The organism is Desulfomarina profundi (assembly GCF_019703855.1).
GTDB lineage: Bacteria > Desulfobacterota > Desulfobulbia > Desulfobulbales > Desulfocapsaceae > Desulfomarina > Desulfomarina profundi.
The window spans coordinates 263729-278639 of sequence record NZ_AP024086.1 but is presented as its reverse complement, the minus strand read 5'-3'; the positions used below and the strand labels follow the sequence as shown (position 1 = coordinate 278639).

At 46.6% G+C, this 14911-nt stretch carries 17 protein-coding genes, 1 tRNA gene and 2 pseudogenes; 6 read left to right on the top strand and 14 right to left on the bottom strand.

The window, feature by feature from the left end; genetic code table 11:
- Positions 1-48: 48 nt before the first annotated feature.
- Genes LO777_RS01250 through LO777_RS19900 form a run of 6 tightly spaced genes read right to left on the bottom strand, consistent with a single transcriptional unit; the run spans position 49 to position 4418 of the window.
- Positions 49-1206 carry a hypothetical protein gene (locus tag LO777_RS01250; RefSeq protein WP_228855773.1) on the bottom strand — a complete coding sequence of 386 codons (1158 nt, stop codon included), beginning with the start codon at positions 1204-1206 and terminating at the stop codon, positions 49-51.
- Positions 1196-2101: a hypothetical protein gene (locus tag LO777_RS01245; protein ID WP_228855772.1), complete on the bottom strand. Its 906-nt coding sequence runs from the start codon at positions 2099-2101 to the stop codon at positions 1196-1198. The genes LO777_RS01250 and LO777_RS01245 overlap by 11 nt, the downstream gene beginning before the upstream one ends.
- On the bottom strand, positions 2098-2910 hold the full coding sequence (locus LO777_RS01240; protein WP_228855771.1) for a hypothetical protein: 813 nt from the start codon (positions 2908-2910) through the stop codon (positions 2098-2100). The genes LO777_RS01245 and LO777_RS01240 overlap by 4 nt, the downstream gene beginning before the upstream one ends.
- Positions 2911-2956: 46 nt before the next feature.
- On the bottom strand, positions 2957-3496 hold the full coding sequence (locus LO777_RS19910; protein WP_268907494.1) for a pyridoxal-dependent decarboxylase: 540 nt from the start codon (positions 3494-3496) through the stop codon (positions 2957-2959).
- Positions 3478-3777, bottom strand: coding sequence for a pyridoxal-dependent decarboxylase (locus tag LO777_RS19905; RefSeq protein WP_268907493.1), 300 nt, complete (start codon positions 3775-3777; stop codon positions 3478-3480). Before LO777_RS19905 ends, LO777_RS19910 begins: the two co-directional genes overlap by 19 nt.
- A 14-nt stretch (positions 3778-3791) precedes the next feature.
- On the bottom strand, positions 3792-4418 hold the full coding sequence (locus LO777_RS19900) for a pyridoxal-dependent decarboxylase (protein WP_268907492.1): 627 nt from the start codon (positions 4416-4418) through the stop codon (positions 3792-3794).
- Between the two features lie 697 nt (positions 4419-5115).
- Here LO777_RS19900 and LO777_RS01230 point away from each other — a divergent pair.
- The 6 genes and pseudogenes from LO777_RS01230 to LO777_RS01200 all read left to right on the top strand — a co-directional run bounded on the left by LO777_RS01230 (position 5116) and on the right by LO777_RS01200 (position 10821).
- Positions 5116-7352: pseudogene (locus LO777_RS01230) on the top strand (transporter substrate-binding domain-containing diguanylate cyclase).
- 99 nt (positions 7353-7451) lie between these two features.
- Positions 7452-8393 carry a D-2-hydroxyacid dehydrogenase gene (locus tag LO777_RS01220; protein ID WP_228855768.1) on the top strand — a complete coding sequence of 314 codons (942 nt, stop codon included), beginning with the start codon at positions 7452-7454 and terminating at the stop codon, positions 8391-8393.
- 67 nt (positions 8394-8460) lie between these two features.
- Positions 8461-8535, top strand: a tRNA-Gly gene (locus tag LO777_RS01215).
- Between the two features lie 261 nt (positions 8536-8796).
- Positions 8797-9285, top strand: a complete 489-nt coding sequence (locus LO777_RS01210; protein WP_228855767.1) for a DsrE family protein — start codon at positions 8797-8799, stop codon at positions 9283-9285.
- A 13-nt stretch (positions 9286-9298) separates the two neighbouring features.
- A complete protein-coding gene (locus tag LO777_RS01205) occupies positions 9299-9499 on the top strand; it encodes an AF1514 family protein (protein WP_228855766.1) in 201 nt (66 codons plus the stop codon).
- 878 nt (positions 9500-10377) lie between these two features.
- Positions 10378-10821 carry a universal stress protein gene (locus LO777_RS01200; RefSeq protein ID WP_228855765.1) on the top strand — a complete coding sequence of 148 codons (444 nt, stop codon included), beginning with the start codon at positions 10378-10380 and terminating at the stop codon, positions 10819-10821.
- Between the two features lie 141 nt (positions 10822-10962).
- Here the strand turns inward: LO777_RS01200 and LO777_RS01195 are convergent, their stop codons facing one another.
- The 8 genes and pseudogenes from LO777_RS01195 to LO777_RS01165 all read right to left on the bottom strand — a co-directional run bounded on the left by LO777_RS01195 (position 10963) and on the right by LO777_RS01165 (position 14768).
- Complete coding sequence (locus LO777_RS01195) at positions 10963-11448, bottom strand: iron-sulfur cluster assembly scaffold protein (protein ID WP_228855764.1); 486 nt, start codon at positions 11446-11448, stop codon at positions 10963-10965.
- 72 nt (positions 11449-11520) lie between these two features.
- Positions 11521-11879, bottom strand: a pseudogene (locus LO777_RS20865) (NifB/NifX family molybdenum-iron cluster-binding protein).
- A gap of 26 nt (positions 11880-11905) precedes the next feature.
- Positions 11906-12289, bottom strand: a complete 384-nt coding sequence (locus LO777_RS01185) for a NifB/NifX family molybdenum-iron cluster-binding protein (RefSeq protein WP_228855763.1) — start codon at positions 12287-12289, stop codon at positions 11906-11908.
- Between the two features lie 28 nt (positions 12290-12317).
- A complete protein-coding gene (locus LO777_RS01180) occupies positions 12318-13223 on the bottom strand; it encodes an ATP-binding protein (protein WP_228855762.1) in 906 nt (301 codons plus the stop codon).
- A gap of 13 nt (positions 13224-13236) precedes the next feature.
- A complete protein-coding gene (locus LO777_RS21355) occupies positions 13237-13368 on the bottom strand; it encodes a hypothetical protein (protein ID WP_329955642.1) in 132 nt (43 codons plus the stop codon).
- Complete coding sequence (locus LO777_RS01175) at positions 13368-14075, bottom strand: ATP-binding protein (protein ID WP_329955641.1); 708 nt, start codon at positions 14073-14075, stop codon at positions 13368-13370. The genes LO777_RS21355 and LO777_RS01175 overlap by 1 nt, the downstream gene beginning before the upstream one ends.
- 11 nt (positions 14076-14086) lie before the next feature.
- Entirely contained in the window at positions 14087-14470 is a 384-nt protein-coding gene (locus LO777_RS01170; RefSeq protein WP_228855761.1) for a response regulator, read from the bottom strand.
- Positions 14471-14588: 118 nt separating this feature from the next.
- Entirely contained in the window at positions 14589-14768 is a 180-nt protein-coding gene (locus LO777_RS01165; RefSeq protein ID WP_228855760.1) for a hypothetical protein, read from the bottom strand.
- Positions 14769-14911: the final 143 nt, after the last annotated feature.

Below are 14911 nucleotides of genomic sequence, written 5' to 3'. Positions count from 1 at the left end.
CAGGAGTACTTCAGTATTCGCGGAAAATAGCAATTTTTCAAAAGAGCCTCAAGACATTTCTGTCTGATACAACAGGTAAGAGATAGAACAGAAAGCCGCACCTCCGTAAAGAACCGGCAATACAGTAACTCCATACTGAAACCTGTAAAGGAACAGGGAAAAAAACAGAAAAAAAACAGCAAGAAAAAACTGGGAATAGACACTTTTCAGAAAAAGATATCTGTAGCCCCCTATCGCCCTGGCATAATCAAAAAATTTCTTATTAAAGGCCAGTCGAAAAAAAGAGGTACTAAAAGCGACCAGAACAATAATACCTGCCTGCAGCATGGAAGACATATTCTCCGACAACCAGGCCCTCAATCCCCATGAAACGACATAGAGAAAAACAGCAATCCCATACACCCGCCTGCTGTCCAGTTGATCGATACGTTCTTTTATCAGAAAAAAGAGTGCTGCCAGCACCAGCGCCAGGAGAATGACCACTATTCCCAGTTTCAAAAAACTTTCCCCGACAATCAGGAAAAGAGTAATTAGCCAGAAATAGCTTTCCAGATAAAGAAAAATCCCGTCAATCATAAAAATGGGGCGGGAATGTAATCTGTCCCTGAAAGAAAAAGCTTCACCCACAGTGATTTTTTCTTCGCCCCGCAGAGCCTCAGGGAAAACCATGTCTTCTTTTGCCTGCCTGCGAAACAGCAATAATGCAGAGAGGACAATAACCAGGGAAAGCAGACAGATCGCCGACAGCCCGAAATCCTCTAGCAGCAGACTGCCCGCAAAAATTCCCGCCTTCAGAACCAAGGCCACAAAGATCTGGAAGTTACCGAACCGACGGCCTGAATTCCCTTCAGTCCCGCGTGACAGAAAGAGCACCCGTTGAATCATCCAGTAAAAGCAGGAATATGCACCATTTATCAGTGCTACAGCCACAGGATTCACGTGAAAAAAAACTGCAAAAACCAGGAACAGTTCCAGTAACAGGGAAAAAACAATCATCCTGAACAGACCAAGACGAAACACTCTCTCCCATCCCCACAGGGAAAGAGTAAACCCCACACCGGTCACACCGACAAAAAGAGCCACAATTGCAAGAGAATTACTTACCCTGTAGAGATAAACAGGCAGGAAAAATGGAAACAGACCCAGCAGAAAACCATGAAACCCAAGGAAGAGATAGTAAGTTCGCCCACTCATCTCAAAAGACATCCTGTTCTGCAATCTCAAGACTGTTGAGCCTTTCATAAAATGAACCCAGATCTTCAGATTCGCCAAACCTGGGAAAATCGTGCATTTTCAGATATGGCCTGGAATTGACTTCCAGAAGAATACACTGCTGATCCCGGTAACTTTTCTCAATACCTTCCTTGAAAATTGCATCAATACCAAGAATATTGGCATCAAAGTGATCAAGTATGGCTTCAAACAGTTGCCGGTTCTCGTCCGGCAGGGTAGTCTTGTCAATGACTTCCACAACCCCGCCGGGGGCGAGAGCGATCCTGTTAAACAGCTGAACCCTGACACCGTTTTCAGGAATTGACTCAAGACTCATTCCCTTTTTTCGCAGCCAGGCTTTTATCCGCCTGTCTTTTGGGATAGGATGTATTACAGGAAAAAGACCCATTTCTTCCCGTACCTTATTCTCCCTGTCAATCAATTCATCAATTGTAGAACTGCCATCTCCGTCAACGAAGGGAGGATATCGGCGAATAACCGACATGATCCCTTCCCTGACCACGACAATTCTGTAATTCTTCCCCTCCAGGAACTGCTCCACTACTGAAAATGGCCACCAGATCCTTGCCAATATTACAGCGATCAGCAGTTCCCTGTTACTGGTAATCGGAAAATGACTGCCGCGGGAAAAACCACTTACATTCGGTTTCACAACCAGAGGGAAACCATGTTCAGCAGCGAATCTGAACGGTTTCAAGGGATTGAAAAAAACACTTCCCTTCGCATGAGGAATACCGTAGCTTTCAAATACTCTCCTGGCCTGAAGCTTGGACCTGCAGCTTTTCCTGACCTCAAGAGAATTATAATGGCTGCATCCTCCAAGAAATTTCTTTTCGATCCATCTATAAACTATTTTTTTAAATTTCAATATCCCTTCACTCTGTAATGGGCAATAAGCTGCCTGAAAAAGATGGCCCGACGCTTTTTTCTCGTGGGAAGATGGGCAATAAGATCTGCCGCAATCGTCATACTTTTCCTGATAAACTGGTGTTTTCTGGCCCAGCTTATCTCTTTGTCCAGAAGAAAAAGCGGCAACGGCAGGAAAATATTGATCTCAATAATGTGAAAAATACCGGACAGCAACTCACTTATGGAATTGGCCCGCACCCCTACTCTGGCTATTCTGAACCTGCCGACACCCTTTAACATTGACCAGAGGCGCTGCTGCTCCTCTGCACTGAAATCATCGGTTATATCGTGGTAGCTGGAGTCCGTGTTATGCACTCCGTTTATATAGAGATCAGCGTGACTGCTGTTTTTCACTTCAGTAATGGACAGCATGGCAAAGCGACTGTTATCTGTTGCCGAGCGTATATAGAAAATCTCAAATTCTCTTTTTTCCCTGGCCGCCTCCTGAAAAAGATAAGATGTTTTTTTAACCCGTCTCTTTCTCCTTGCGGTTTCCAGATCACGGGCGGTCTGTATAAGATAAATCCCATGAGAATTCTGTCCCCATTCCGGTTTCAGAAAAACAGGCATTTCGGGGACAACATGACCATCATCTTCAATCTGTCGGAGACGCCAGCGGTCAGGAATAACCCTGTCCATATCAAGTTTTGAGAAAATATTTTTACCGGTATTGAAGTATTCACTGTTCAGCTGAAAAAAAAGCTGGGGTGATACCCGGCGGCGAAGACAGGAGGCAATACACCAGAATATTAAAACCATCCGAACCATTTTTACCTCCCTGGTCTTGTTTTTTTCAGCCTGTACCGGGAAACAATCACCTTTTTTGATTCCATCCTTCCTGAAGAATCGAGTGACCCGTTTCCACCAATGTGGCAAAAAATAAATCAATATCCTGTCTGCCAGAAGCAGAATTAGTGATCAAAAGCCTCAGTACCAGATTCCCGTCGATATAAGCAATACCCACCAGGCTTTTGCCCTGTTTGTAAAGACGAGTTCTCAATTCCAGGTTAAAGCTGTTAATCTGGACCGGATCCACCTTGAACCTGAAACAGACATTGAACGATGTTCGCGGTACAACCAGCTCCAGATCCGGACTGTTTCTTATCCATTTCTCAGCGTATTCACACAGTTCCAGGTAGTTTTCAATCCGTTTTTCAAATCCTTTCCGACCAAAATACTTCCAGTCAAGGAACCACTTCAGGCTGTCAACCCGCCGACCACACTGGAGTGAAACAGTCCCCAGGTCCTCTACCTCATTTCCATGTTCATTCCGAAAGAGGTAGCTGCCGTCTCCTGCCGCCAGCACAGTTCCAAACGTGTGGCTCCGGTTATTGATCAGCAGAATATTGCACATGAGTGCCGCCCCAGCATTTTATGGAAATCCCAGGTAAATGAGTCAGCACATTCCAGGCCGGAAAGGTATTGTTTTCGCAGTTTTTCACTCATCACTGCAGCGCCACCCCAGGCTCCATCCACATGGAGCCAGAATTGATATTTATCTCTCAGCTTCAGGAGCGGCTCAATGGGATCATAAGCTCCTCTGACCGTTGTACCTGCCGTGGCAGCGACAAAAAAAGGAATACCATCTTCGGCCACCACAGCATCAAGCCTCCGTTCTAATTCGGTAATTTCCATCTCCCCTCTCTCGTTCAGGGTATTTTTACCAGCTGATTTATACCGATCCCGAGAATATTGGCCGCCTTGTCCATGGAATAATGGGCATCGGCACCAACGAAACCGAAAAACCTTTTCTGCCCGAATAAGCCTTCAAATTTAACACGCTTTTCACAGCTGTTCCTGGCCGCCATCATGGCGATCATATTGGCATTGCTGGACCCCGTGGTCATCTGCCCTTCCCCGTTGACAAAACCCACCAGCTCCAGCATGGTGGAAATCATGTATTTTTCCATCAGGGTGGATACAGGAGCAGACTCGTAGGTACAGGCAGACGTATTGGTCACCGCGGTTACAATTTCACCCACGATGGAAGGCAGATTGGCTCCCACCCACATTCTGTTGACAAATGACGGATGATGGGTTTTCAGGGAATACGCCAGATACGTCTCAACCCAGTTGAAAATCTCATTCCAGTTTCCATTTTCATCGGCTTTATCAAGGTCCAGAATGCGGGCAAGATCCTCCGGGGATTTGTAGTCCAGAAAGCATCCTTCTCTTCTGGTTAAATAATAGTCCCGGATTATTGTCATCAATTTCTCCAAAACACTGTCTTCCGTGACACTGTTTTTTATGCGATATTTTTCGTCTGAGTCATCCATAATTCTTATTTGAAAATCCGTAGCGCAGGAGGCAGTTTCACCGCAACCAGGTTTTCATTACTTTGTTGTACCCACACTACAGGGTATAAATGACCGAGCCATCCGGCCCGACCATGCTGATTCATCTGCAATGAGTATCTACCTGGACTTGTGTTGATCCATGTCCGTCCGTGATTCACCACGTCCTCTATAAAGTATGATCTCACTGCTCCTCTTTTTATTCCACTAACCTGCATTTCCAACCGAGCACCCATCAATACAAGCCAAATCCTGCAGCCCACATCCATTTATGCCCTTCCGGCTCAACAGATACATTGCTGTTTCCACCATCCGAGCCTGAAAACAGCTATTTATACTTGCGAAGAACCAAGTTGACAAGACTCTATTGTCGCTATTGTATTTCTGCTGCCCGACAAACTCAACATAATCGAGATAAAATGGCTTTACCAGGCTGGCCACCAACCACAAAACACCGGATATATCAACTGTGTTAAAACCACTTTCAGTAGTGGGGGTTTTCAGATAAAATGATATCAATCAACCTGTTAATACCACTTTTTTCTTAAGAAATGAAAAATCTCATCCCTCCAGGTATCTTTTTCAGATTGGAAGTTATAAAATACGGTTAAATAATTATCCTGACCAAGATGTGAACACTCACAAATCCAGAGAGATATCCAGACCGTCTGAAAAAATTATGGAAATTTCTGCAGCATTCCCGGCTGGTTCATTGAAGCACAATCTGATACTGGCCTTTATTCTCTTTTTTCTTCCTGTTTCAGCCACAGTTAATTCCAAGTTGGCCCGGGGAACCGAGGCACAATCATCCGCTCCGGCCATCCTGCTGACAGAAAAAGAGAAAAACTGGATAATGAACCACCCTGAAATTACCGTTTCCAACGAATTCGACTGGCCACCCTTTGACTTTGTCCTTTCCGGGAAACCAGAAGGATTCGGTATAGACATGATGAATCTTCTCTCGCAGCGATCGGGAATTCGCTTTCGGTATATTAACGGATACACCTGGGATGAGCTTGTTCACATGTTTTATAAAGGACAGATCGACCTGCTCCACTCCCTGAGCATAACCCCGGAGCGAGCGAAAAAAGCTTTTTTCTCAGATCCCTATTACCACAGTAAAAATGTACTTATCCTGCGAAAAAATGTCCCAACCACCAATAATCTCAAGGAACTTGAAGGCAAAATAATTGCCCTGCCAAAAGGCTGGTCATCAATCCAGTTTTTCAAAAAATATTATCCTGCGGTTCATATAATCGAGGTGGCAAGCTCAAGACAGGCCCTGGAATATGTGGACCAGGGCAAAGTTTTTGCCTCGGTTGAGCAGGAAGGTATTGCGGCCTATTTTATCCGGAAATTCGGTTTCACGGACCTGAAGCTCTCATCCTGGATAGACAATGATGAACTGCAGAAAACCTCTTCCATGCATTTTGCCGTTTTAAAAAAGAACCCCATCCTGTTCAACATCCTGAAAAAAGCTCAGAATACGATCCAGCCTGATGACATGACAAAACTGAAAGATAAATGGTTCAGTCGTCATGGACGCCAGATTGGGCAGGAAAGTGCAGGTCTTACCCCCCGGGAAGAGGAATATCTTGCAGATAGAAAGACGATCAATGTCTGTCTCGCCCCCCGGAGACTTCCCTTTTCCGGGCTGGAAAACGGTCAGGCAACCGGCATGGTTTCAGATTTTCTTGAGATATTCAGTGAGCAGCTGAAAACTCCTTTTACTGTCATTCCCACAGCTTCCTGGACAGAGTCATTAGCTGGAGTCAGGACCGGACTCTGTGACATCATTCCCATGGTCAATATCACCGGAAAAAGAAGTGAATATATGGATTTCACTATTCCTTATCTCAACTACAGTGTCGCTCTCTTTACCCGGGAATCATCGCCCTGGATACAGGGCTTACAGGATCTTGCCAACAAACATGTCGGTATAGAAGATGATGATTTTCTGTGGGAAAAAGCTCCAAAACAGTTTGCCAAAGTTTCTTTTGTGCCCTTTTCGGATGTGGAGGAGGGACTGCAGGAACTGTCATCGGGCAACCTGGATTCCGTACTGATCACCCTGCCCGTGGCAACTTACTATACCCGTAAAATGGGTCTGGATAACATCAAGGTGGCCGGTTATTCCGGCTTCAACGACAGCATCCGCGTTGGAGTCAGGAAAAATGATATTCTGCTGCACTCCATCATGAGTAAGCTTATCCGTGCCCTGCCACAAAAAGAAATCGATTCCGTTTACCAGAAATGGGTGGTAATGAAATTTGAACATCGGTTTGATTATACCATCCTCTGGAAAATTGCTGTAGCAACAGCTCCCCTTGTTGTATTGGTTATCGCCTGGAACAGAAAACTGATGAGACTGAACAGAAAAATTGCCGCTCAGCATCGTGAGCTTGTCAGAAAGAGCGAAAAGCTCGAACGTCTCTCCATTACCGATCAACTGACAGGACTGTTCAACAGGAGACACATCAATAACGTACTGGCTGCGGAAATAGAACGAATTGACCGATACGACCGACCTCTGTCCATTATGATTTTGGATATTGATCATTTCAAGAAAGTCAATGATACCTATGGACACCAGACAGGGGACAGGGTACTTTGCCATTTTGCCGAAACCATTTCGAAAAATATAAGAAAAAGTGACATTGCCGGCCGCTGGGGGGTGAGGAGTTTCTTCTAATCTGCCCGGAGAATGACCTTGATGGAGTAACAACAATGGCAGAACATTTACGAAAGATCATTGCCGAAACACACTTTCCTGTCGACTGGAAACAGACCGCCAGTTTTGGTGTCGCCTGCTATCAACAACCGGAAAGCCGGGACAGTTTCATTAATCGTGCCGATCGGGCCCTGTACAGGGCAAAAGAAAATGGAAGAAACAGGGTAGAGCAAGCCCGAACCTGACAACTCATCGCCGCCACAATCCCGCAATTCAGCATCATTGACACCTCGCATCTCCGGTAAATTTGCCCATTGCAGGATTCTGGAGTAAAGGAAATTCACATGAAGACAGTTTTTCTGGATACGGAAGGCTTGAACGATCTGTCCTTTGAAGCGCTGCGTGAAGAGTGCAGCTCTTTTCGACAGTACAGTCAAACTCCCCCCGAAAAGGTAATTGAACGGATAAAAGATACCGAACTTATCATCCTCAACAAGGTGAAAATCAACCGGAAACACCTGCAGCACTGTCCATCTCTCAAACTGATCTGCCTAGTTGCCACAGGAACCGATGTGGTGGATCTTCAGGCAGCAAAACAGCATAACATCACTGTCTGCAACTGCCAGGCATACGGCACAGACTCTGTTGCTCAGCATGTTTTTGCCTCCCTCCTGGCTCTTTTTACCAACCTGCTCTCCTACGAAAGAAGTGTCAGAAAGGGTAGCTGGCAGAAAGCCAGCCAGTTCTGCTACCTGGATTATCCAATCACTGAACTGAGGGGCAAGACCATGGGGATAATCGGTTACGGTAATAACGGTAGAAGAGTGGCGGAACTCGCAAGAGCTTTCGGTATGCGGGTAGAGATCGGACGTCGTCCAGGCAGCAGTGACTCTGCTAGACCAACCCTCAGAGAACTGGCTCCGGCACTTGACGTCCTTACCCTCCACTGTCCACTGACACCTGAAACCAGGAACCTGGTAAACGATGAGATCCTTGCCCTGATGAAACCGACGGCTTTTCTGATAAATACGGCCAGGGGCGGTATTGTCGATGAAGAAGCCCTTCTGGCATCCCTGAAGAACGGTAAACTTGCTGGAGCAGCCACCGATGTGCTGACCGTTGAGCCACCTGTCCATTCCAACCCGCTCATTGATGCACAACTACCCAACTTAATCATCACTCCCCATGTTGCCTGGGCCAGCAGGGAGGCACGGGAGGAAATAATACACCAGACCCTGGAAAATATTAAAAATTTCAAAAATGGACATCCGATCAGAACAGTTTAAAACTGCTCATAAAATCATTGACTCAGCAAAGAGAATCTGATAAATAATTGACTCCCAAAAAAATCATGCGGGAATAACTCAGTGGTAGAGTGCAACCTTGCCAAGGTTGACGTCGCGAGTTCGAATCTCGTTTCCCGCTCCATTTCAAGCGATACCTCTGTTTTTTGAGGTATCGCTTTTTGTTTTTCAGTAACAATCCGTTGAAATTCTCCTCCATGGTTGTATAGTTATTTGCATATCTTCAAAATAATCATTCCCTGACCAGGTGGTGTCCTCAAGCAGACGTTCCACACCTTGGACGGGAAATACCTGACTCTGTGAGCGTTTGATGACAAATGAATGATGTTTTTAAAAACCATCACAAATTCAGAAAACAGACTATCTCAATCAACAAGGTGAAACCATGGCAAATTTTCTTTTTGTTCTCAGGTCCAACGATTTTGAAAAGGCAACCCGCTGTTTTCAGTTCGCAAAAATAGCCCACTCAAAAGGCCATCAGGTCAACCTCTTTCTTATTGATGGGGGTGTGGACTGGGCGGTAAAGGAGAAAGATGGATCCCAGCAGACAACCACAGGTGACTGTGTCAACGACTACCTTCCCTATCTCGTAGAAAACGAGGTGCAGACCGGGGTATGTACCCCTGCGCAAAAAACAGGAAGCTGGATGAAGCTCAATTCCATTCCAATATGGCCCTGGATGGCGGCCCCACCTTATCGACATGGCGGCCGAGGCAAAGGTTTTCAATTTTTAAATTTTTCAGATCCCATGAAACTCAGGCAGATTGAGTTTCATGGGCAATCAGGTTTTCCTCTCCATCTCCACCAGTTAGTGAAAGAATACAATTATGCAGAAAGTTCACATAACTCTGGAAGGTATAAACCCAGATTTTGATACGATCAGAAAAATGACTGATGTCCTCGCTCTGTTGGAAAATGAATATACTACCCTGGTCGCCTGGAATGACCGGGAACAGGATATCCATTCTCCCCGGTGTCTGAAATGCGAATTTGAGGATGCGCCGGGTTGGGAAGTTTATGGTCGCAATCATGGTGGCCGGCTCCGAATCAGCATAAACAATGACCGATTTGTTCTGATTTACAGTTGACCGTGGTCTTCCTCCGGTATCAGCTTTCACCGGCACCCCTCCCACCTGACTTCTACCTCATTTTTCGTAACTGATCACAGGGCCGGCAACTTTGTTGTATCAATCATCGTATTTGTAAAAGGTTACAGGGTGCCGGAGATTTTCATAAGCAGCTCGGCGCAGCGTATTGGTCATACGTAAGCCGGGCTGATCGTGGAAAGATTCGGTACCCTGTGACTTGTTACCATTTTTCGTAACAATGCTTGTCAGGTGACTGTTTGTGCAATATTGTATTGAATATCAGGGGAGAAAAACATCCCGATTAATCCGCATTTTTCATCAGTTCAGGCGGCGTCAGCTACAAAATTTTCAAGAGTAAATAATGATGATCTCGTAAAAAGTCGTTCAACGTTTCCAGATGGACTCTGGAAAAACTTCGATATACAAGGCGTGGCGGTGTCGTGTAAGCGCAGGCGTACATATAGTACGTCGAGCATTACACGATCACCCCACAACGCAGTAGATCGGAGTTTTTACGAGTCCATCAATAATAGTGGCCTATATTTACTGTTGAGATATTGCAGAAGATGGCGTCGCCTGGGCTGACCTTGGGTGAACATTGTGTCAATTTTGTTCGACTACTGATAGTTGGCTAATTATTTGTATTCTACAGCTCATCTCAAAATTGACACAATGTTCATGAGAAATGCGGGTTAACCGCACCTGCCGAAATATATCCTTCATGTAATCCCGTAAAAAACAATCGGGGAAATATGGTTTCAGTCGATGTCAACAACATAACATCATAAAAACTTGTTTGGACCTGGACTCAGTTGTCCGGAAAACAATATTATAGACATTTCACATGTCTGCCAAATTCAGTATTTTGGAGAAAAGTTATGAAAGATATTACAAAAATTGTTGTTCCTATTGATTTGGACCGTCATACCAAAAAACTCGTTGAATTTTCGGTCTATGTTGCGGAAAAATTCTCCGCCGGGATCAGGTTCATTCATGTTGTGGAAAATATCGCCACGGGTGACATGATGATAGGAAGCCCCTCGTTTGAACCAATTTATGAGGAGCAGGCGAGAAAAGCCAAAATTGCTGTTGACGGTATCATTGAAGACAACAGGACAGTCGTGGGGGACATGGATGGCGTCGTCATACGAGGTGACATTGTTGAAGAAGTTGTCAAATATGCTGACACTGAAGACGCGGGCCTTCTCATCATCGGAACACATGGAGCCAGAGGTCTTGAGAGAATTCTCCTCGGCAGTGTGGCGGAACGGGTATTAAAGAGCGTTCATTGCCCGACCCTGACAATGAATCCATATAAATAGGATTTCTCTCTCTGTGCTGCAGCCAAATTCTCTGCAGTCTGGCATTATTCAACCTAAATCCTGTTCCTACAGATTCAAAAGGGGGCTGTTCAATGCTTCGAACAGCCCCCTTTTGGTTAAACAATCATCAACCCGCTTTTCTCATGAACAATGGTCAATGTTGATATGATTTAATTCTTTCAGTTTCCCTTTTTTAGTCTGTGCCACCATGTATGCATTCAAAGCTTCCTGAAGAGTTTTAACTGCCAAGTAGGCACAGTGTTCTTCAGCTTCGGGGAATGAACCGATCTCCTTTAATACATCGGCCCCGCTGAGGTCGAAAACCTCTTCAATACTCCTGCCGGTCGCCAGTTCCGCAGTAAAGGAACCTGCCACGGAACTGGAACCGCATCCATCAGTTGTGTAGCTGACCTCACGAAGCCGCTCACCTTCAACCTTGATATACATTTCCATGGTATCGCCACAACTGCCCTTCACTCTGGCAAAACCGTCGGAGTCCGTCATTTTTCCACAGAATCGAGGATTACGCCACCGGTCAAAACCCTTTACTCCCAGGGCATTCCTGGCCTCGGCAAAAACCTCTTCCTGGATTTTATTGACGATGGCATCAAATTCCGCATCGTTCATTTTTTTCTTCCTCCCGATAAAAGGTGATCCCCAATCAACTCAAACATCTCATCACTCCTGGGCACCATTCTCTTACCAGTGTCCTTCCACATTGGCACCAGTGCTGTATTCTACAGGACCGGCCTTGAATTTTTCCACCGCTTCACGAACCGTTCCGGACACATCGTTCACCACCTTTATCCCGGCAGCATCAACAGTCTTGAAAGCATTGGGACCACAGTAACCGGTGAGCAACACTTCAGCCCCTTTTCACTGACCATGGTCGCCGCCTGGATACCAGCTCCTTTAAACGCGTTGACATTTTCGCTGTTGTCCACGGCCTCAAACTCAAAGGTTTCAGTATCAACCATAAGAATATATGGGGCCCGACCAAAGCGGGGATCAACCTCATCGTCAAGGGTCACACCTCTTGCCGTAACTGCTACTTTCATTACTTCACCTTTTCCATTGTAACTGATCAATGACCACCTCCACCACCACAAACCTGATCATTTTGAATAACCGGAACCTTACCGGCAATCATATCCTCCACCACCGGTCTGATATCAATCCGTTCAGCATCATGGTATACATCAATTCCCACCTGCTGAAAGCCCATCAAAGGCCGCATTCCGATTCCACCCACTACAAGTTGCTGCACCTTATGCTCCGCCAGCAAATTTACGGGCACCATGCATCCACCCTGGACATGTTCCTTGTTCGGCAGGATTGAGACCTCCTTAATTTCACCATCTTCCACGTCTATCAGGGTAAACACATCACAGTGACCAAAATGCCCCGCACGCTTCCCGTCAAGACCGCCTTCACCTTCGGATGGAACTGCTATACGTACCTTTGCCATGCTCTTTTCTCCTTGTTTTACTTTTTCTTTACCTGATTGTTTTTGAAAAATCCTTCAACCCCAGCTTATTCATTGCAGGAGATGACAAAATACTGCCCCAGACACTGCGAACCGTTTCGACAGTGGCTGAACCAGGTACAAACTCCAAAATATTCTTTCCCTCCACCATGGCCCTGGTAAACTCGGGATCAAAAGGAATTCGGCCAACAATCTCCATATTTCGTTCTGTTGCCACATTCTCTATTCTGGCGGCCATCTCTTCGTTCAAATCATACTTGTTGACACAGACAAGCCCCGGCACCTTGAAATGTCTTGCAAGATCAGCCACTCTGGACATATCATGAAGCCCGGAAACCGTGGGTTCAACAATGATGACCAGAGCTGTTGCTCCACCAATGGCCGCAATAACCGGACAACCGATTCCCGGAGGACCATCTGTGAGAATCAGCTCCCTGCCCTCCACTTCAGCGATCTCTTTTGCCTGCTGGCGGACAAGGCTTACCAGTTTACCTGAATTTTCTTCCGCGATCCCGAGACGCGCATGAACCATGGTGCCGTATCGAGTGTCCGAGATAAACCATTCACCGCATTTCTGAACCGGAAAATCAATTGCCTGCTCCGGACAGAGATCAACACAGACACCACACCCTTCACAGGCAATGGGATCCACAACAAAATCTTCGGAGATGGCCTCGAATTTACACAGTTCCAGGCACTTGCCACATTCCACACAATCGTCCTGCCTTATTGCGGCAAGAGAACCACCCATAAAATCAGTGCGCTTTTTTACCTCGGGAGCCAGCAGCAAATGCAAATCTGCCGCATCCACATCGGCATCACATAAAACAGCGTTTTCAGCCAGAGCGGCAAAGGCCGCTGTCAGACTGGTTTTACCTGTCCCCCCCTTACCGCTTATAATTACCAGTTCTCTCATGGGTTACTCTCCATCAACTCCGCGCAAGGAGTTCCATTTGATTGTACAACTGACGAAACTTCTCTTTCCACTCGGGCATCACATCAATGATCAGCCTGCCGTTGGAATAACTCTCCGCAATCTTTCTCTCAAAAGGAATCTCCATCAGAATTGGGATGTTTTCCCTGGCCGCATATTCCCGTACCCCGTTATTGCCGATATCTGCTCGATTGATAACAAGTCCGCAGGGAATTCCAAGTGTCCTGACAGCCTCCACCCCAGCTTCAGGTCGTGCAGCCCGAAAGGTGTCGGTTCCGTTACCATCAGCACAAAATCCACCCCCCTGGTGGCAGCGATCACGGGGCAGGATGTGCCCGGAGGCGCATCAATAATAGTTGTTCCATTGTTAGCCCCAACCCTGCGAACAGCCATGATGAGAGGTGGGGACATGGCTTCCCCCACCCTCAACCGGCCATGGGAGAACAGAATATCTCCGGCATTTCCGGATTCCACACTTCCCAGGACACGATGGCTGTCCCGAACAGCACTCTCTTCACAGACCTCCACACAACCTCCACAGCTGTGGCACAGTTCCGGAAAAACCAGAACCTTGCCGGCCACCACCGCAAGAGCCCGAAACCTGCAGATCTCTGCACATTTCTTACAACCTGTACACCGTTCTTCATCAATCTCGGGAATAAAGGTGGTTACATCTTCCCTATTCTGCAGGTCCGGATTCAGAAAGAGATGAGCGTTCGGTTCTTCCACATCGCAATCCAGTAATCGCACACCCTGGCCCAAAGCCGCCGCCAGATTGGTCGCCACGGTGGTCTTTCCGGTACCACCCTTACCACTTGCCACACTGATTATCATGACAACACTCCTTATTCAGCCTTGAGCAGGGCATCAATGGAATCGAGAATTTCAAGCATTTTCACAGCATCCTTTTCCGTTGGCTCGGGAGGCAGCTGCATAAATACCCCGAGACCTTCAGTAAATTCATGGAAATCATCAGGCGCAAGTGTACTCACCATGGCACAGTTTATAAGGGGATAATTCTGCATCAGACCTGATACAAGATCCAACCCTCTGCCATCGGCCAGTTCGTCATCAGCCACAACCACATCCAGCCGAACCTCCTCCGCTTTTTTCAACGCCTCTTTCTGTGAGTCAACCCTGATCAGTTCGATTCCGTCTCTCTTTTGCAGAGCGACAGCCAACTCCTCGAAATTCTCTGGAACCTTGCTCACCAGCAGTATACGTGCCATCTATACCTCCTGAACCGGCTGAAAATACATTTTTCAGCCGGCTAGCCTTTCTTGAATCCCACAGGACAAAAATATCTTTTCATTTTCTGCTGTGAAGGATTCGGGTTTTATTGTTTTCTTATTCTGAATCCTGCAGGCGGGCTATTTCCTCCCGCAACTGCTCCACTGTCTCCCTGGCCGCATCATACTGCTGCTTCAACGCATCAAGATCATTTGATCCCCGACCGGCTCCAGCCCCGGAACGCGCACGTCCCTGTGGAACGGATACTCCCATTCCCAGCCCTCTTCCACGGCCCATACCCGACCACCACCAAAACGACCAAAAGTTGAATAATCAGTTCTGCGACACATGCCTCTCATTTTTCCACTTGCGGGTCCCTGTCCTTCCGGGCCACTTCTATCAAATCCTGGCATAATCTATACCTCCTTATTTTCACCGAA